The organism is Flavivirga aquatica (assembly GCF_001747085.1).
GTDB classification, from domain to species: Bacteria; Bacteroidota; Bacteroidia; order Flavobacteriales; family Flavobacteriaceae; genus Algibacter_C; species Algibacter_C aquatica.
The window spans coordinates 111630-132550 of the sequence record NZ_MDJD01000007.1; the positions used below are offsets into that span (position 1 = coordinate 111630).

Here is a 20921-nt window from a genome sequence, read left to right on the forward strand (position 1 = left end):
ATATATTATAAATTTTTTAAAGCCTGTTTAATAATAGTTTCTACGTTAGCATCTGGTTGCGCTATCATAATTTTATCCACAACGCGCTCTGCTTGTTTTTTCACAAAACCAAGCACTTCTAAAGCTGATAACGCTTCATCTTTATTGGTATTGCCTTTTGTAACAGAAACTTCGTCAATATCATAAATCTTTAAGATTTTATCTTTTAAATCTAAAATAACACGTTGTGCTGTTTTTGCTCCTATTCCTTTTATAGATTGTATTAAAGCGACATCGCTAGTTGCAATACCTTCTCGCACTTGTTTTGGTGTTAATGAAGATAACATGGTACGTGCAATACTAGCCCCTATACCACTAACAGATATTAACAGTCTAAAAATCTCACGTTCTGCTAAAGATGAAAACCCATAAAGTGTATGAGAATCTTCTTTAACCTGAAGATGAGTGTATAACTTTAAATGTTCTCCTTCTGGAATTTGAGAATATGTATGTAATGAAATATTTAACATATACCCTACACCATTACAATCAATGACAACATGTGTCGGGTTTTTTTCTGTAAGTTTTCCTTGAATATGTGTTATCATGAATTGTTATTCGTTAACCAACCAAAAGTAATAAAATTATTCGCATTAGATTTATTCCTGTTATGCTATGAATTAATTAGAATAAAAAATTTAATTCTCATTTATACAAATTCAAAAACACAACTAATATTAATTACTTTTGAGTCTTTTTTTGTTCCCATTTTTCTTTATACTGTGCATCAATAACAGCAATTGCTGCCATGTTTACAATTTCATCGACACTTGCTCCTAACTGTAAAATATGTACTGGTTTTTTCATACCCATCATAATTGGTCCTATAGAGTCTGCTTGATTCAATTCTTTTAATAATTTATAGGTAATATTTGCTGAGTCTAAATTTGGAAAAATAAGCGCATTTACTTTTTTACCTACTAATTTAGAAAAAGGAAACTTCTCTTTAAGCATCTCATCATTTAAAGCAAAATCTGTTTGCAACTCTCCATCTACATTCATATCTGGACAATTACTATGTAAATAAGAAACAGCTTCTCTTATTTTTGATGCCTTCTCGTTACTTGAAGACCCGAAATTAGAGTATGAAACCATTGCTAATACGGGGTCTAAACCAAACATTTGAATAACTTTAGAAGTCATTTGCGTAATTTTTGCTAAATCTTGAGCGCTAGGGTCTATATTTATTGAGGTATCACTTAAAAATAGTGGACCTCTTTTTGTCATCATTAAATTGGTTGTTGCCACCTTACTAACACCTGGCATCATCCCTATAAGTTCTAGCATAGGTTTTACTACCGTTGGGTAATTACGAGAATAGCCAGATATTAAAGCATCTGCATCCCCTTCATTAACCATCATCGCAGCAAAATAATTTCGCTCTCTCATTAATCTTTGTGCAGAATAATAAGTTACTCCCCTACGTTTACGCTGCTCCCAATATACTTTAGCATATTTATTTTTACGGTCGTTTTCTTCTTCTGTTTTAGGATCAATAATAAGAATATCTGCATCAAATTCAATTTCTGCCATAAGAGCTTCTATCGTTTCTTTTCTTCCTAAAAGGATAGGATGTGCAACACCTTCTTCATAAACTATTTGAGCTGCTTTTATTACATTTAATTGATCTGCTTCAGCAAAGACGACACGCTTTGGGCTTAATTTAGCTCTATTAAGTAACAATCTTACTAATTTATTATCTGAACCTAATCGTTCTAACAACGTGTCTTTATATTTTTCCCAATCTGTAATAGTAGTTTTAGCAACTCCACTTTCCATAGCTGCTTTTGCTACTGCTGGAGGTACCTCGGCTATTAAACGTGGATCGAAAGGCTTAGGTATGATATAATTTTTACCAAATGCTAATCGAGTTTCTCCATAGGCTATATTTACTTGTTCTGGAACTGGTTCTTTAGCTAATTTTGCCAATGCTTTAACTGCTGCCATTTTCATAGCTTCATTAATTTTTGATGCACGTACATCTAAAGCGCCTCTAAAAATAAATGGAAAACCTAGTACATTATTTACTTGATTAGGATGATCGCTACGGCCAGTTGCCATAATAATATCCTTTCGAGTCGCTATAGCAATATCGTATTTAATTTCTGGGTCTGGATTAGCCATTGCAAAAACAATTGGATTTTTTGCCATAGTTAATAACATCTCTGGAGAAACAATATTAGCCATTGATAAACCAATAAAAACATCGGCATCTTTCATGGCTTCATCAAGCGTATCTATTTTTCTATGGGTTGCAAATTCAGCTTTTTCTGGAGTTAAATTACTTCTATCTTTTCTTATAACGCCTTTACTATCGAGCATAACCATATTTTCACGGTTTGCACCAAAAGCTTGATATAAACGTGAACACGAAATAGCTGCAGCTCCTGCACCACTTACTACTATTTTTACATCTTCTATCTTTTTATCGGCAAGTTCTACCGCATTTATTAATGCTGCAGCAGAAATAATAGCTGTACCATGTTGGTCATCATGCATTACTGGGATATCCAACTCTTCTTTAAGACGCCTTTCTATTTCAAAAGCTTCAGGAGCTTTTATATCTTCAAGATTAATACCTCCAAAAGTTGGTGCTATCATCTTTACGGTTTGAATAAACTCTTCAATATTTTCAGTATCTACTTCTATATCGAAAACATCAATATCTGCAAAGATTTTAAACAGAAGCCCTTTTCCTTCCATAACTGGTTTTGAAGCTTCTGGACCAATATTCCCTAAACCTAAAACAGCTGTTCCATTAGAAATCACAGCAACTAAGTTTCCTTTTGCTGTGTATTTATAGGCCGCATTTTTATCTTTTTCAATTTCTAAACAAGGTGCTGCTACACCGGGAGAATAAGCTAAAGACAAATCTCTTTGACTCACATATTTTTTGGTTGGAACAACTTCTATTTTTCCTGGAGTTGGTTTTGCGTGATAGACAAGTGCCTCTCTTCGTTTACTTTCTTCGCTCATAAGGATAGATAATTAACTAAGCTAGCAAAGATAATAATCCTATTAAGGAAACAACTAATCTTTTAAAAAATTGATATTTCTTTTTAAACCTGAATACTTTGTACGTTTTACTGCAGAATTTTTAAATACTTTTCTAAAAGTATCTTCGGTAATTTCTTCCCAGTCTTTTTTTGTTATGGATAACAATTCTGGATGTGGATTAAACAAGGGTTCATTATGTGTTTTTGAGAACCTGTTCCAAGGGCAAACATCTTGGCATACATCACATCCAAACATCCAATCGTCCATTTTTCCTTTAAATTCTGTTGGGATATTTTCTTTTAATTCTATTGTAAAATATGAAATGCATTTACTCCCATCTACCACATAAGGTTCAACAATAGCTTGAGTAGGACATGCATCTATACATGCTGTACATGTACCACAATGATCTGTCGTTGCACTATCATATTCTAAATCTAAATCGACAATTAATTCTGCTATAAAATAAAATGAACCTACTTGCTGGGTTAACAAATTACTATGCTTCCCTATCCAGCCCAGTCCACTTTTTGCAGCCCAAGCTTTATCTAAAACTGGTGCCGAATCTACAAATGCACGCCCATGTACTTCTCCTATTTCTTCTTGAATAAAATTTAAAAGAGATTTAAGCTTATCTTTTATTACAAAATGATAATCTCTTCCATAGGCATATTTACTAATTTTTGGAGCTGTTATATCTTGTTGTTTTTCTTGCGGATAATAATTTAGCAATAATGATATCACACTTTTGGAATCTTCAACTAGTTTTGTTGGATCTAAACGTTTATCAAAATGGTTTTCCATGTATTGCATTTGCCCATTCATGTTTTTATTTAACCACTTTTCTAAACGCGGAGCTTCTTCTTCTAAAAATTGTGATTTACTTATACCACAGGACAAAAAACCAAGCCGTTTAGCTTCCTCTTTTATAAGTTTTGCATTATCACTTTTAGAATTTATCATGATACCTTTTCTACAAATTTCAGTTTCACATCAACTGGTTTTAAAGTAATTAAAGGGTTTACTTTTATAACCTCATTTGTAGTGGAAATATTAAATTTTTTAATAATAGAAGCCACTGTTAAAATCATTTCATATATCGCAAAATTGTTACCAATACACATTCTTGGACCTGCTCCAAATGGCATATAATATGACATAATCTGCTTTCTATTTTCCTCCAAAAATCGTTCTGGAATAAATTCATCTGGCGATTCCCAGTACTTTTTATTACGGTGTAACTCGTATATAGAAGCTCCAATTATAGTTCCTTTTTTTAAACTATATTCTTCCATTACATCATCTTCAATATTCACTCTATCTGTTATCCAAGCTGGCGGATACAAACGTAAACTTTCTTCGACACAGCATTTTATATAATTTAATTGACTAACCTCTTCTAATGGAGTTACTTTTTTAGTACTAACAACACTAATTTCTTCTTCTACCTTCGATAAAGCTGCCTTGTTTTGAGCTAATAATTTTAATGTAAATGTTAGAGCATTTGCTGTTGTTTCATGTCCTGCTACAAATAGAATAAGTATTTCATCTATTAATTGCTCATTAGTCATGGTTGTGCCATCTTCATATTGAGCATGCAATAACATATCTAATAAATCATCATGCGTACCTTTAGAATCTCTTCTTTGATTTATTATTGTATTGATAATTATTCTACTTTCTTTTACCAATTTCATGTGATATCTTATATCACCTTTAAGAATATACCATAATTTTTTATAAGGCATTCTTAATTCTTTGACTATAAATAACTGTAGTTTTTCAATAATAAACTGGAGCCTTTTTAAGGTGTCTGTATTGGTTGAAAAATTAAATAATGATTTTGCTACCACCTCAAAAGCTAGTTCATTCATTATTGGATACAAATCTATAAGCCCGTTATCTTTAATCTCGTTTACTTGATTTTTAATAGTATTATCTATTATTTCTACTAAATTCTGAATCTTTTCTTTATGAAAAGCTGGCTGAATTAATCTACGTTGTTTTAACCAATAATCACCACTAGACGTTAGTAAACCATAGCCTACGTATTTAGATAAATATGTAGTTTGTATTTTAGATTTATAATAACTTTTATGTTTCTTTTGAAGAATATGCTTCGTGATTTTTGCGTCTCTCGTTAAAATAATATGCCCATAAAAAGGAGATTTAATAGCAAAGGTATCTCCTATTTCATTGAACCATTTATTATGAAACGGAATGGGGTTTTTAGCAATGGCTGTTGATTTTTTTAAGAACTTATAAAAAGGAAGTTTATTTGGATATTTATACTTTGTCATACACCTTATTTATAAGATTCTAAACCTAAAAAACTATACAAATGTTAAAATAAACCGCCTTGTGTTGGTCCTTTTACTTTGCCTAAATGTTTATAAGCCGCTTCTGTCACTTCTCTTCCTCTTGGTGTTCGCATAATAAACCCTTGCTGTATTAAAAAAGGCTCATAAACCTCTTCAATAGTTTCTGGGCTTTCGCTTACTGCTGTTGCTATGGTTGAAACTCCTACTGGTCCACCTTTAAATTTTTCTATAATGGTTGTTAGAATTTTGTTATCCATTTCATCTAACCCATGAGCATCTACATTTAGTGCCTCAAGTGCATACTTAGATATTTTAATATCTATGCTTCCATTTCCTTTTATTTGAGCAAAATCCCGAACACGACGCAACAATGCATTTGCTATTCTAGGAGTCCCTCGGCTTCGTCCTGCTATTTCAATAGCTGCTTCCATTGTAATTGGTACTTCTAAAATAGAAGCACTTCTCTGTACAATAGTTGTTAGTAAATCTGTTTTATAATATTGTAGCCTGCTTTGAATTCCAAAACGTGCACGCATAGGGGCTGTTAGTAACCCTGATCGTGTAGTGGCTCCTACTAATGTAAATGGATTTAAATTAATCTGTACTGTTCTAGCATTTGGTCCAGACTCAATCATGATGTCGATTTTATAATCTTCCATAGCAGAATACAAATACTCTTCTACTATTGGACTTAATCGATGTATTTCATCTATAAACAAGACATCTCGTTCTTCAAGGTTAGTAAGTAACCCTGCTAAATCTCCTGGCTTATCTAAAACAGGTCCAGATGTTATTTTTATACCAACACTTAGTTCATTAGCCAAAATGTTTGCTAATGTCGTTTTTCCTAATCCTGGAGGTCCATGAAACAGGGTATGATCTAAAGCTTCACTACGTAAATTGGCTGCTTGAACAAATATTTGAAGATTTTCCAATACTTGATCCTGCCCCGTAAAATCATTAAACGTTAGGGGTCTTAATTTTTTTTCTACATCTAATTCTTCTGGTGAAAAATTATTGTCTGTTGGATCTAGGTTTTCGTTCATATTAAAGCCCTTCGATTGTGATCAGGGAGACATTTCGTTTCAATTTTAGTTGTCTTGTAGGAATGATATAAATCTATACAAGCAAATATAAAGAAAAAGCCTTTCTCTAACAGAAAGACTTTTTAATATTAATGGTAGGATTATTTAAAATTTACTATAAATTTATAGCAAGGTTTTTACTTTAATAAGAATTTAATTAATTTATAATAGTAAACTCGCAACGTCTATTAATATCATATTCTTCATCATTACAAATGCCTTCTTTCACACACTTGTTAAGGGGTTGCATTTCGCCATAACCAATACTTTTTAATCGGTTTCCATCTATACCCTGACTTACTAAATATTCTAAAGTTGAAGCTGCTCTACTTTTAGATAAATCTAAATTATACTGATCTGCCCCTCTTGCATCTGTATGGGCTGATACTTCTATTTCCATTGATGGATATTTTTTCATTAAATCTACCAACACATTTAAAGTCTCAGCTGCATCTTCACGAATATTAGACTTATCGAAATCAAAGTAAATCTTATCCAACTGTACTTTAACATCTCCTTTTTCATTTTCTTTTACACGTTCTTCAACATCTGAAAAAGACTCTAAAGACAGATAAATATTATGCCGTACTTTACCTTTACTATCTGTTGAGAATTCAACATCTTGAGGAATATACGCTTTACGCGATCCTCTAACCTTATACTTTTTGTTAGGTTCTATTTTGAATAGATAATATGCTTCATCTCCTACTATAGTGTCTTGAATTACCGCCCCAGATTCATCAAATAATGTTACTAAAGAGCCTGTTAGCAATTCTTCATTATTTTTATCTTGTACAATGCCTTCAACTTGATACTTAGTTAACATATTTTCTTCTCTATAAAAACCAAACAATCTATCATACCCTGCTCTGTTAGAGGATAAAAAACCTTTATTTTCTTTCTCTTTTACCACATAGGCGAAGTCATCCAAATTACTATTAATTGAACCTCCTAAGTTAACAGGTTTATCAAAACCATCATTAACCATATTACTTCTAAAAATATCCAATCCTCCGTAGCCTTCATGTCCAATTGATGAAAAATATAGCACATTAAATTCACTAATAAACGGAAATTGTTCTCTATGTTTTGTATTTATTGTTGTTCCTAAATTTTCTGGTTCTCCATATGTTCCATTATCATTTATTGCTACTTTATAAATATCAAAACTCCCTAATGTCCCAGGCATATCACTAGCAAAGTATAACGTTTTTTCATCTTTACTCAATGCTGGATGCTCTGTACTATAAACATTAGATGTAAACGGTAATGCTGTTACATTTGACCAATTCCCATCTACAAATTCTGCTTTATATATTTTAACATGGGCTATTTTTATTGCATCCGTTTTTTTACGAGTTGTATTAGTCCTATTAAAATACATTGTTTTACCGTCTTTAGTAAAAATAGCATTACTTTCATGCGAACTTGTATTTATAGCTTCTGAAAACTCCTTTATGTCTTCTAAAACATTTTCAGGTGTCAAAGTTGCACTATATAAATCTAAATAAGGCAGTTTGTTCCATGAATAAGATGGGTTTTTAGTATTTCTTGCCGAAGCAAAAGCTACTTTATTATTACCATAAAATGATAACCCAAAATCATTACTAGAATTCTCATTATCAATTTGCTCTAATTTGAATGTATGAGGTGTTATTTTTTCTAAGGCTTCAATGAAAGCATTAGTATTTACTCTTTTATTGTAATATATGCTTAAATGCTTATCTGCTACTTTATAATTTTTAATACCTTTTAAAGCTTGTCCATATCTAAAGTAATATTCAACATCAATGGAATCTCCGTAAGTAAGAAACAACTCTCTATAAGTTTTTATTGCTTTTTGCAGACTTGTATTATAATAATAACTATCTGCTAAATTTTGAAGCACTTCTTGATTACGCTCTTTATTTTCGTAAACTTCTGCAGCTTCAGTATAAGCTCTCATTTCGAAAAGCTTATTTGCACGTTTTAATTTTCTTTTTTGTGCCAGTGTTATTCCACTAATAAATAAAAGGCATATAAGTATGTATGTATATTTTTTCATATTATTAAAATTTTAGAAGAACCTTGGAGAGCGATCATACCCACCTTTAAACCCAAATAAATCAATATCAAACAAAATAAATATTTCGTGAGAACCAGAATTAAAAACGCCTAAGTTCGTCGTAGTATAATCGTAAGCATAACCAATTCTTAATCCTGATGTTATTTTAAAATTTACTAAAGCATTTATACCATCTCCAAACCTATAGCCAAGACCAGCTTCTAACTTTTTATTAATTAAAGCATTCGCTGTAATATCTAAAGCTAACGGAGCACCTTTTACTGCTTTAGACATAAAAGCTGGTTTTAATTTTAACTTGCTATTAATATCAAAAACATAGCCTCCTGTAAAAAAATAATGAACACTTTGAACTCCTGTTGCTTTTACACCACTTTCACTTTCTAGATGTTTTGTTGATAGCATATTTGGAACAGATATACCTAAATAGTAATGATCTGTAAAAAAGAAAGTGCCAATACCTAAATTAGGGAAGACTTCACTAATATTTTCATTAAAAGCAATATCGGTTGTTGTATTACCAGATTGTAACACAAAACCATTAAAAATCGTATCAAAAAAGGTAAGTCCAGCCTTTAATCCAAATGATATTTTACTTTCTATACCTACAGGTAGTACATAAGCAAAATCTGCATATACATTATTTTCGTTTACAATATCACCTATATTATCATTAGTAAAAGATATTCCTATTTCTATCTTTTCATTTATTGGTGTATGAGCAAAAAAACTACCTGTTTTTGGAGCTCCTTCCACTCCAACCCATTGCGTTCTATATAACCCTCCTAAGTTTAAAATCCCTTGTTCTGTTGTTGCATAAGCAGGATTAATTACGCTCATATTATACATGTATTGTGTAAATAGAGGATCCTGTTGTGCAAAACCTTGTAATGACATAAGAGTCAAACTTAACAAAGCAGCTATTTTATGGTATATATTTAATTTTTTCATTGTCTTAAATTTTATTGCATCTATAAATTATCTGCTTAAATATAAACGTCCTTGTTCTGGTTTATTTTCTCCATCGTTAAAACTAAAAATATAAAAGTATACACCTACAGGTAAATCTCCTTTTCCTAGTATTCGAGATTGATTTGATTGACCATCGAATGGCGGTGTATCCGCTCTCCCTTTATAAACAATATTACCATAGCGATTATAAATTTCAATATCAAAATTTGGATGTAAAATATCTAAATAATCAATATCAAATGTATCATTTACGCCATCTCCATTTGGAGAAAATCCATCTGGAATTATCAACTTACCACAAGCTGTTATGTCTGGATTTACTGCTAAACGCACACTACTTTCGCAACCTGTTACAGCATCGACTAAAACAGCATAGTATGTTGTAGCATGGCTTAAAATTGTATTTTTTCCCATAATGGAACCACTTGTTTCTTCATCGTACCAAATAACATTATCTAATAACGAGTCATATTCAGTAATATTCATCAATAGATCATTAATTGTTGGCCTATCTTTGATACAATAATCTATAGTAACATCATCTAATGTAGGTGTTAATACATCATTAACAATTGCATTAACACGAATGCTTATTGAAGATTCACAACCTGTACTATTAGTTTGGGTTGCATAATAATCTTTTCCATCTACTAAATTTTCAGAATTGTTTAATGGCAATGTTAAAGTAATATCATCATACCAAGTAACAGTACCTGTTGGTCTTATAGTATTAATTAGATCTGATACTTTTGGATTATCTGCTAAACAAAATGATGGGTTTGTTTCTAATACAACTATGGGCGGAGTATCATTTACTGCTACTGTTATTTGAGCAATTGAATCTGTAGTACATGGAGCTGTTGCTATTACAGTATAGGTATAAATCCCTGCTAAATCATTAGCAGGATCAAATATTCCTGTACCACTAACTAGTGCAGGAAACCATGTTCCACCGCTTTGTGCGTCTGTACCTAAAAAAGAAAACAAATCTGTTTGACCATCTATAACACAAATTGAAACTGAATTATCTATTCCTGCATTTGGTGCTTGAGTTACATTTACAACAACCTCACTACTTGGATTTCCGCAAGCATTAGATAATGTATACCTGTAAACACCTTCTGTATCTATTAGAGGATCAAAAACTCCTGTGCCACTAGATAATGTTGGAGACCATGTACCTCCTATATCTGCAGTTCCTAAAAGGGTAAATAAATCTACGATTCCATTATTACTACATATACCTAAAGTATTATTTGTACCTGCATTTAATGGGTTATTTATTGTAACCATTATTGTTGTACTCGCATCTAAACAAGGAGTATTAGCTGTTACTAAGTATGTAAAACGATAGGTTCCAGCAGCAATTCCTGTCGCATCAAAAATATTCCCTATTAAAGCTCCTGTAGCATCTGTATCCTCCCATATGCCCCCTGTATCTTGTGTTCCATCTAAACCTTGAGTTAAATTTATATTATTAACATCATTACAAGTCAAAATTGAGGTTGTATTTGGATTACCTGCATTAGGTGATTGGTGAATTATCACCTGCACATCTGTTCTTAATGATGATTCACAATTTGTTATTGCATCTATTTGAGTTACATAATAGGTTTCTCCATTTACTAAAGCTGTTGATTCTGTTATGGGAATACCACCTGTGGCACTATTATACCATTGAATAGTATTAGCTCCTGTTACTATTAAATCTGATATCATTGCAGTATCACAAAACTCTTGAGGAGAGGAAATTGTTGGAGGAGGTATATCATTTATTATAATATTTACAGTTACATCTACATCGTCACAAGCTCCTATTGCATTAACATTATATGTAAAATTATAAACACCCGCTGATAGACCTTCAATTGTAACTATATTACCTAACAATCCTCCAGACCCATTATCGTCACTCCAAGTTCCTGTTTGGTCTTCATCATCCAATAAGTCGAATAAATTAACTGTTTGCGCAGTTGTTATATCAATTATACAAAATTCTGCGGGACTATTTACTGCCCCAGACTCTGGGGCATCGTCTATAGTAATTGTAACTGTCGTACTATTTTCACAGTTATTAGCATTTGTAATACTATAAGTAAAATTATAATTTCCAATTGCCAATAATGATAAATCTAAAATATTAGCCGTTAAAGCTCCTGAAGCATTATCATCATTCCAATTACCACGTGAATCTACTGGAGCATTTAATAATGTAAATAAATCAAAAGTTGAATTATTAAGTACAGGATCATTTTCGCAAAACGGAGCTGGATTATTTGCTATGCCAGTGTTAGGCAATGGATTAATCAATACTTGCACCGTTACCAACTCATCATCACACACCCCAATTGCATCAACATCGAAAGTAAAATTATGAATTCCTGCCGTTAATACAGATAGGTCTACTGGATTAGTAACTATTGCACCTGTATTGTCTATACCTAAATACCAAGATCCGGTTTGATCTTCGCCATCTAATAAATCAAATAAGTTAAAACTAACAGGAGATACTCCTTCACAAAACTCAGCAGGTACATTTACAATACCAGATTCTGGTGTTTGTAATATAGTTATTGTTATTATTTCTACGTCAAAACAAATGCCATTATCAACTGTATAAGCAAAACTATATGGACTTCCCGATACAGTAAAGTTTGTTATATCTACAAAATTAGGAATTGATATATTGCTTCCATCTGTCCAAGTTCCTGCATTATTATCTTGAGAACCATCTAAAGCATCAAATAAATTAAAAGGTGAATTTACAATTAAATCATTCTCACAAAATATTTGATTCACCGCAAGTCCAGCATTTGGATCATCTAAAATAGTTACTTGTACTGTAGTAGATTCTTCTACACAAGGGTTTGGTAATAAATTCTGAGTATATGTATAATTATAAACTCCTGGAATTAACCCGGACAAGCTAATTGGTGATGTTATTACTGGATCTAAACTCGTAGTTCCTTGTGTCCATTGGCCACCAGGATCCTCGTTATCTAATAAAGCAAACAAATCGAAAGTTGAAGGCAGTATAGATTCGCAAAACGAAGACTGCTCTACTATAGAAGGTATTCCCGAAGTTAATGTTTCATAAACTGTAATAATTACTGTTGAACTTGCAGATGAACAAGCTCCATTTCCTGGAACAGTATACCTAAAAGTATAAGTTCCTGCTCTTGTTAATGATGAAATATTTACCGTACCAGTGCTCCCATTAGATATTGTTATTCCTGCAGGTCCTGTCCAAACGCCATTTATATCTTTCACACCTCCCAATTCATCAAATAAATTAAAATCTAATACTGGTAAGCTATCATTACAATATTGTAAAGTTCCCGATCTTCCGGAATTCACAGGAGTATCAATAGCAACTGTAACGGGAATTGGGTTACTCTCACAAAAACCAACAGTTACTTGAATATAATAAGTACTACCATCGACTAAAGGTGTCGATGGCATTAAAGCTGGGGGTATTGGATTACCAAAGCCATCAATATTTTGATACCATAAAAAAGATGTTACCACTCCAGGGTCAAGATCTGCTATAGTCGGATTTGTATCTGAGCAAAACATTTGTGGATTAGATGGTGTAGGATCACTAGGCGAAGTGAAAATCGCTACGCTTCCTATCTCTGTTTGACTTTTACACACGCCGCCACTATCAATAAACACAGCATAATAATTAGTAGGGACACTAGGGATTAAATCTAAACTATTTGCCAAAATTGTTAAATCAGGATCGACATAGAGCTCTACAGATCCACCAGGTGTTACATTAGGTAACAAGACTTCATTTATATAATCTTGCACTAAAGGACCTTCATTACTACAATAAATACCATCTAGTACCTGATTAGAGGCGCCTACTTCAAAACTTATAGTTATAGAAGGTCTTATAAGACATGAACCTAAATCATCATCTGCATAATAGGTTCCTTCATGCAAAATTAATTGTGTTCCTGTAAATGAAGTTCCTCCTATTTGACTAGTGTACCACTTGATACCGCCGCCATTTTCCGTAGCATAAGCATTTAAGTCATTAAAAGTAAATCCAGACGCATCGCATATTGGTGGTGGACTTGGGTCTGCTATTGTTGGACATTGAGCTGAAGCTTCATTTTCCACAACTAATAATAACAAAATGTAAAATACATTGAACAATGTATTTTTTGACGTTAGTTTAGTTTTCATAATTGACAAATTGGTTATATAAAATAAAAACAAGAATGACACTTTATCAGTAACAAACTTATTAACATGTTATTCACAATTTCAGCAATTTAACTGATTTTTTTGTATTTCATCGATTTATTTTCATTTATTTTTCATTTTATCGATAAAATATGCATTTCACAGATGTTTTTTCATGTATGACTTTATAAAAAAAGCATCTTCAATTGGTAATACTAAGCTTTAAGGAGGAGTAAAATGCATTTAAATAATTGTAAGCAATGTACTACAAATAAAACATAGTTACAAAACAAAATGTGTTTTATATGTAAACAAAAAAACCCACCTTAATAGGTGGGTTTTTAAATCTATAATTTATTTATATTATTTTAATGTTGAAGTTCTTCTTCACCATCTTTTAAAGGAATATTCTGTGGTACAAAATCAACATCATGTCCTGGTTTACTATAATCATAAGCCCAACGGTGAACATGAGGAATTTCTCCTGGCCAGTTTCCGTGGATATGTTCAACAGGTGTTGTCCACTCTAGTGTAGTAGATTTCCAAGGATTTTGCGTTGCTTTATTTCCAAAGAATATACTACTAAAAAAATTGTATAAATATAATATTTGAACTATTCCACCTATTATAGCAAATATGGTAATGATAACATTAACGTTAGCTAAATCATCAAATAATGGAAAGTTACTATTTGTATAATAACGACGCGGTAAACCTGCCATACCAATGAAATGCATTGGGAAAAACACACCATAAGCACAAATCGCTGTTAACCAAAAATGAATATAACCTAAGTTTTTATTTAACATACGTCCAAACATTTTAGGGAACCAATGATAAATACCAGCAAACATACCATAAAGAGCAGATATTCCCATTACTAAGTGAAAGTGAGCTACTACAAAATATGTGTCATGTACATTAATATCTAGAGCGCTATCTCCAAGAATAATCCCAGTTAATCCTCCTGTAATGAAGGTAGAAACAAAACCAATAGAAAATAACATAGCTGGATTCATTTGCAAATTACCTTTCCACAATGTTGTTATCCAGTTAAATGCTTTTACAGCAGATGGTATTGCTATCAATAATGTCGTAAATGTAAATACAGATCCTAAAAATGGATTCATTCCCGAAATAAACATATGGTGTCCCCATACTATTGTTGATAAGAATGCAATTGCTAATATCGAAGCAATCATTGCACGGTAACCAAATATAGGTTTACGTGAATTTGATGCCATAATCTCTGAAACTAATCCCATCGCTGGTAATATTACAATATACACCTCTGGATGTCCTAAGAACCAAAATAAATGCTCAAATAATACAGGTGAACCTCCTTGATAATGTAATACTTCACCTTGTATGAATATATCTGATAAGAAGAATGATGTTCCAAAACTTCTATCCATTATTAATAATAATGCAGCTGATAATAATACTGGAAATGATATAATACCAATTATAGCTGTTACAAAAAACGCCCATATTGTTAAAGGTAATCTAGTCATAGACATCCCCTTAGTTCTTAAGTTAATTACTGTTACAACATAGTTTAATGATCCTAATAATGAAGAAGCAATAAATATAGCCATAGATACTAACCATAAAGTCATACCCATACCAGAACCACCTTGTGCCATTGGTAATGCACTTAATGGAGGATAAATTGTCCATCCTGCTGCTGCAGGTCCAGCTTCAACAAATAACGAAATAACCATGATTATACTTGATAAAAAGAATAACCAATAAGAAACCATATTTAAAAAACCAGATGCCATATCACGAGCACCAATCTGTAATGGAATTAATAAATTACTAAATGTACCACTTAAACCAGCAGTTAGTACAAAGAATACCATGATTGTACCATGTATAGTAACTAATGCTAAGTAAATATCTGCATCCATAACACCATCTGGTGCCCATTTCCCTAATAATGCTTCAAACAATACATTAGGTTCCTCTGGCCATGCGATTTGCATACGGAACATAATAGACATTAAAACCCCAATAACTCCCATTATAGTCCCTGTAACTAGGTACTGCTTAGCAATCATTTTATGGTCTTGACTAAATATATATTTAGTTACAAACGTTTCTTTATGATGATGTCCGTGGTCGTCTTCGTGAGCGTGAGTATCTGCGTGTGCTGACATAATCTTATATCGTGTTTATCTTTTAAATTAGTTAATTAGAGAGTTCTTGAATTCTTTTTGCTCTTTAATCCAAGCATCATATTCTTCTTGAGTTTCTACTACAATTTTCATTTGCATATTGTAGTGAGATTTACCACAAATTTTATTACATAATAGTAAATAGTCAAACTCATAAGGCTCTAAAGCATCTTCTCCTTTAGTAGCTAATACTTTACTTTTTTCTACTCTAATATCATTGATTCTTGCAACCTTTTCAAGCATTTGAGGTGTTTCTCTCATATCTGCTGTTGTTACTGTTGGAGTAAAACCAAATTGCGTTATCATACCAGGTACACAGTTCATTTGTGCTCTAAAGTGAGGCATATATGCTGAGTGTAGTACGTCTTGGGAACGCATTTTAAATAATACAGGTTTCCCTACAGGTAAATGTAATTCAGTTGTAATCATATCATCTTGTGCATTAGGGTCAGCTTCATCTAAACCTAATATATTAGCACGATCAATATCAATTAAACGAACATTAGCTTTACCTAATGTGTTATCTGCTCCAGCATAACGTGCCTTCCAGTTAAACTGCTGTGCATATAACTCGACAACTAAAGGATCATCACTTTCATCAACCCCCATAATGTTTATCCAAGTACTCAATCCATATATAATTAAACCTGCTAAAACAATAACTGGAATAATAGTCCAAATTGCTTCAAGTTTATTGTTATCTGCAAAGAATAATGCTTTTTTACCTTTTTCACCTTTATATTTAAATGCAAAATAGTGTAATAAAAATTGTGTTATAACTTGAACTATAAAGATAATGACCATTGAAATAATCATCAAGTTATCAATAGTTGAACCGTGCTCTGATGCCGAATTGGACATTAAAGGTAAGTCCCCCCATTTAACAAAACATACAATAGTTATGATATAAATGAATGCTAAAAAGCCCATCATTAAATACCCGTTTATGGTATTATCTTTATCTGTGGCAACTTCTAAATTTTCGCCTTTAGCTTGAGCTAAATCAAAAATCTTTACCATTTGCCAAATGGCTACCGAAATAAATACTAGAATTATAATTGTTAATAAAGCAGTCATTGTTGTCGTTCGTCTTTATTTATATCTTGATTAATAATGAAAATCTTCACTTTCTTTTCTAAAAGGGTACCCTTTTACAAGTAATGGTGCTTTTGTTAAAGCTGTAAACACTACAAATATGAATAAGCCTGCAAAAAGTAATATTGAACTTATTTCAGGTATACCAATAAACCATCTGTCTCCTACTGTTGCTGGCATAATCATGTTAAATATATCAATGTAATGTCCAAATAATATTACTAAACCTGCCATAACAACAAACCATGGAATACGCTTATAATCTGCATTCATTAAAAGTAGTAATGGGAATACAAAGTTCATAACTACCATACCTAAGAACGGTAATTTATACGCTTGGAAACGCGTTACAAAATAAGTTACTTCTTCTGGAATATTTGAATACCAAATAAGCATAAACTGTGAAAACCAAAGGTAAGTCCAGAAAATACTTATTGCAAACATAAATTTAGCAACGTCATGTAAGTGATTCTCATTAACAAACTCTAAGTGTCCTTTAGATTTTAAGTATATGGTCACTAAAGCTATAACTGTAATTCCACTTACAAACATACTAGCAAAAACATACCATCCAAATAATGTAGAGAACCAGTGTGGATCAACACTCATTATCCAATCCCAAGACATCATTGACTCTGTATAAATAAAGAATACTAAAAAACCTGCTGTAATTCGGAATGACTTCTTGAAATTACTTTTATCTTCAGCTGTATCTTGAGCAATGGAAAACTTTCTAGCAAAGTGACGATATAAACTCCAACCTCCGATGAAGATTAAACCTCTAATTGTAAAACCCCAGATATTTAACCATGCCGATTTACCTTGTATTAATTTATCATCTGCAACGACCTCAGGATCCATCCAAATAAATATATTATAATGACCTATTGTTCCCGAAGCAACGGCTATAGCCAACACTATCAAGGCTCCTGGTAATAAATAAGCTGTTATACCTTCCATTACCCTAAATAATACTGGAGACCAACCTGCTTGGGATGCTATCTGAATTGCATAAAAAGCTAATACTCCTAAAGCAATCATCATAAAGAAAAATGCTGCAACATAAAGTGCAGACCATGGTCTATTTGCTATTTGGTGTTGTACGTGCTCCACATGTTTTTTATGAGTATCTACTCCTGCATCAGCATGTCCTGATTTTGCGTGAGTATCGACAGCATGTGTATCATGATTTGAAGTTGCTTCATGAGATGCTGCTCCATGTCCACCACCATGATGTGATTCCTCTTCTGCAAGTAAGTGCTCAACTTGTTCAAAAGATTTATGAGATGTTATAAAACCAAATCCTACACCTAATAATCCTAAAACCATTAAAATGATAGAAAATGTCTTTAATTTTTTTGAAAATGTATACATATCTATAATAATCTTATCAATCTTACTTTTCTAAATCTGCTTTTAACTTTAGCACGTATGATACTACTTGCCAACGTTCTTCTTCATTTAATTGGTTTGCATAAGAACCCATTGCATTTTTACCATGATAAATAGTATGGTAAATACTTCCTTCTGTTATTGCTCTTCCTGCATCATCATAACTTGGTATACCTAGTATTTTTTCACGTTTTACTAAATTACCTTGTCCATTTCCTTTATTACCATGACATATGCCACAATAAATATTGTATAGTTCTTTACCAGTTACTAAATCAACTTGAGTTGAATCTAAAGGGCTTTTTAAAGTTTCCTTTGCTAAGTTATACCCTTCGGTTGTGTTATCTATATCAAAAGGAATAAAGCCTCTTGCTATAGAACCTTGAGCAGGTAATTGTGCTTCTACTCCATTAGGAAATGCTGCTTCTCCATAGGTTTCATATCCAGCAGACTCATACATATTAGGCATGAATTGATAATTTGGTGCTGTATCTTTTTTACATGATACTACAACTAAAACGACTGCTATTGCTAATATTTTAATTAAGCTTTTCATCTGTTATATTAATGGGCTTTATCAACTAAATTAATTTCAACTGCTCCTGTTTCTTTAAGTAAATTTTCTAATTCACTTTCGTTACCATGAACCGCTATTTCCATTAAAAAATGATCATCTGTTGTTCTTGGATCTGGATTTTCAGCTTCTTTAAAAGGCCACATTCTACTACGCAAGTAAAATGTAATTACCATTAAATGGGCTGCAAAAAATACAGTTAACTCAAACATAATAGGTACAAATGCTGGCATATTCTCAATATAACTAAAGCTTGGTTTACCACCTATATTTTGAGGCCAGTCTTCTATCATGATAAAATTCATCATAGTTATTGCTACAGTTAAACCAACTAAACCATACATAAATGCTGTTATAGCTATACGTGTTGGAGCTAATCCCATAGCTTTATCTAGTCCGTGAACCGGAAACGGTGTATATATCTCTTCGATATGATGTCTTTCTGCTTTTACCTTTTTAACAGCAGACATTAATACATCATCATCGGTATAAATAGCGTGAATTACTTTTGAAGCTTCCATATGCTACTTTTAGTTTTTTGTTTCTTTATTATTATTTCCAGATGTTCTTTCATCTGCGCCAGTACCAACTAAACTATCACCAGCTTCTCTAATTTTCTTATATCGTTCTCCAGAAGATTTTAAAATCGTCTTAACCTCTGCCTGTGCTATTACAGGGAATGTTCTTGAATACAATAAGAATAATACAAAGAAGAAGCCTATAGTTCCTATAAATATACCTATATCTACAAATGTTGGAGAGAACATAGTCCATGATGACGGTAAGTAATCTCTGTGTAATGATGTTACTATAATTACAAAACGCTCAAACCACATTCCTACATTTACTACAATAGATATAAAGAATGAGAACATAATACTTGTTCTTAGTTTCTTAAACCACATAAATTGTGGGGAAAATACGTTACATGACATCATCATCCAATATGCCCAAGCGTAAGGCCCTGTTGCTCTATTTAAGAATGCATATTGTTCATATTCTACACCAGAGTACCATGCAATAAACAACTCTGTAATATATGCTACACCTACTATAGAACCTGTAATCATAATTACAATGTTCATTAACTCTATATGTTGTACTGTAATATAATCCTCAAGATTACATACTTTACGCATGATAATAAGCAGTGTGTTTACCATAGCAAATCCTGAAAATACAGCCCCTGCAACAAAATAAGGAGGGAATATTGTAGTATGCCAACCCGGAATAACAGATGTTGCAAAATCAAATGATACAATAGTATGTACAGAAAGCACTAAAGGTGTTGCTAAACCAGCTAGAACTAAAGATACTTCTTCAAAACGTTGCCAATCTTTTGCTCTACCAGACCAACCAAAACTTAATAATGCATAAATTTTCTTTTGAAAAGGTTTAATTGCTCTATCTCTAAGCATTGCAAAATCTGGTAATAAACCTGTCCACCAAAATACTAATGATACAGATAAATAAGTAGAAATTGCAAATACATCCCATAGTAATGGGGAGTTAAAGTTTACCCATAGTGATCCAAATTGATTTGGTATAGGTAATACCCAGTATCCTAACCATGGTCGTCCCATGTGAATAATTGGGAATAAACCTGCTTGTACTACAGAGAAAATTGTCATTGCTTCTGCAGAACGGTTAATTGCCATTCTCCATTTTTGACGGAATAATAATAGTACCGCAGAAATAAGTGTTCCTGCATGACCAATACCTACCCACCAAACAAAGTTGGTAATATCCCAAGCCCAACCTACGGTTTTATTTAAACCCCAGGTTCCAATACCTGTTGATATAGTATATAATATACATCCAATTCCCCAAAGAAATGCGACTAGTGATATAGAAAAAACTATCCACCATTGCTTATTGGCTTTTCCTTCTACAGGCTTTGCTACATCCAGAGTTACGTCATGGTATGATTTTTCGCCTGTAACTAAAGGTCTTCTAATAGGTGCTTCGTAATGAGACGCCATAATCCTTTTATAAGTGTTTCTTAATTAA

Annotated in this window: 14 protein-coding genes; all 14 read right to left on the reverse strand. The window is 32.4% G+C overall.

All coding sequences use genetic code 11. The features are described 5' to 3' along the window. Window positions 1–5: 5 nt before the first annotated feature. The 14 genes from ruvA to nrfD all read right to left on the reverse strand — a co-directional run bounded on the left by ruvA (window position 6) and on the right by nrfD (window position 20893). Window positions 6–587, reverse strand: a complete 582-nt coding sequence (ruvA, locus tag A8C32_RS01260) for a Holliday junction branch migration protein RuvA (RefSeq protein ID WP_069828638.1) — start codon at window positions 585–587, stop codon at window positions 6–8. A 133-nt stretch (window positions 588–720) separates the two neighbouring features. After that, window positions 721–3015: an NADP-dependent malic enzyme gene (locus A8C32_RS01265; protein WP_069828639.1), complete on the reverse strand. Its 2295-nt coding sequence runs from the start codon at window positions 3013–3015 to the stop codon at window positions 721–723. Between the two features lie 54 nt (window positions 3016–3069). Next, window positions 3070–3999, reverse strand: coding sequence for a tRNA epoxyqueuosine(34) reductase QueG (queG, locus tag A8C32_RS01270; RefSeq protein ID WP_069828640.1), 930 nt, complete (start codon window positions 3997–3999; stop codon window positions 3070–3072). Further along, the gene (locus tag A8C32_RS01275) at window positions 3996–5336 is read right to left on the reverse strand and encodes a cytochrome P450 (RefSeq protein ID WP_069828641.1); all 1341 of its coding nucleotides are present in this window, start codon (window positions 5334–5336) and stop codon (window positions 3996–3998) included. The genes queG and A8C32_RS01275 overlap by 4 nt, the downstream gene beginning before the upstream one ends. Window positions 5337–5380: 44 nt before the next feature. Then, a complete protein-coding gene (gene ruvB / locus A8C32_RS01280; RefSeq protein WP_069828642.1) occupies window positions 5381–6403 on the reverse strand; it encodes a Holliday junction branch migration DNA helicase RuvB in 1023 nt (340 codons plus the stop codon). Window positions 6404–6599: 196 nt separating this feature from the next. Beyond that, the gene (locus A8C32_RS01285) at window positions 6600–8486 is read right to left on the reverse strand and encodes an OmpA family protein (protein ID WP_069828643.1); all 1887 of its coding nucleotides are present in this window, start codon (window positions 8484–8486) and stop codon (window positions 6600–6602) included. A 12-nt stretch (window positions 8487–8498) separates the two neighbouring features. Continuing rightward, a complete protein-coding gene (locus A8C32_RS01290; protein ID WP_069828644.1) occupies window positions 8499–9455 on the reverse strand; it encodes a PorP/SprF family type IX secretion system membrane protein in 957 nt (318 codons plus the stop codon). Between the two features lie 27 nt (window positions 9456–9482). Next, window positions 9483–13670 carry a T9SS type B sorting domain-containing protein gene (locus tag A8C32_RS01295; RefSeq protein WP_069828645.1) on the reverse strand — a complete coding sequence of 1396 codons (4188 nt, stop codon included), beginning with the start codon at window positions 13668–13670 and terminating at the stop codon, window positions 9483–9485. A gap of 368 nt (window positions 13671–14038) precedes the next feature. Continuing rightward, the gene (locus A8C32_RS01300; RefSeq protein ID WP_069828646.1) at window positions 14039–15832 is read right to left on the reverse strand and encodes a cytochrome c oxidase subunit I; all 1794 of its coding nucleotides are present in this window, start codon (window positions 15830–15832) and stop codon (window positions 14039–14041) included. Window positions 15833–15859: 27 nt separating this feature from the next. Beyond that, entirely contained in the window at window positions 15860–16927 is a 1068-nt protein-coding gene (locus A8C32_RS01305; protein ID WP_069828647.1) for a cytochrome c oxidase subunit II, read from the reverse strand. Between the two features lie 30 nt (window positions 16928–16957). Then, window positions 16958–18319 (reverse strand): quinol:cytochrome C oxidoreductase, encoded by a 1362-nt coding sequence (locus A8C32_RS01310; protein ID WP_069828648.1) that lies wholly within the window; start codon window positions 18317–18319, stop codon window positions 16958–16960. 22 nt (window positions 18320–18341) lie between these two features. Beyond that, entirely contained in the window at window positions 18342–18893 is a 552-nt protein-coding gene (locus A8C32_RS01315; protein ID WP_069828649.1) for a c-type cytochrome, read from the reverse strand. A gap of 8 nt (window positions 18894–18901) precedes the next feature. Beyond that, complete coding sequence (locus A8C32_RS01320) at window positions 18902–19432, reverse strand: DUF3341 domain-containing protein (protein ID WP_069828650.1); 531 nt, start codon at window positions 19430–19432, stop codon at window positions 18902–18904. Between the two features lie 9 nt (window positions 19433–19441). Further along, window positions 19442–20893, reverse strand: coding sequence for an NrfD/PsrC family molybdoenzyme membrane anchor subunit (gene nrfD / locus A8C32_RS01325; protein ID WP_069828651.1), 1452 nt, complete (start codon window positions 20891–20893; stop codon window positions 19442–19444). Window positions 20894–20921 lie beyond the last annotated feature (28 nt).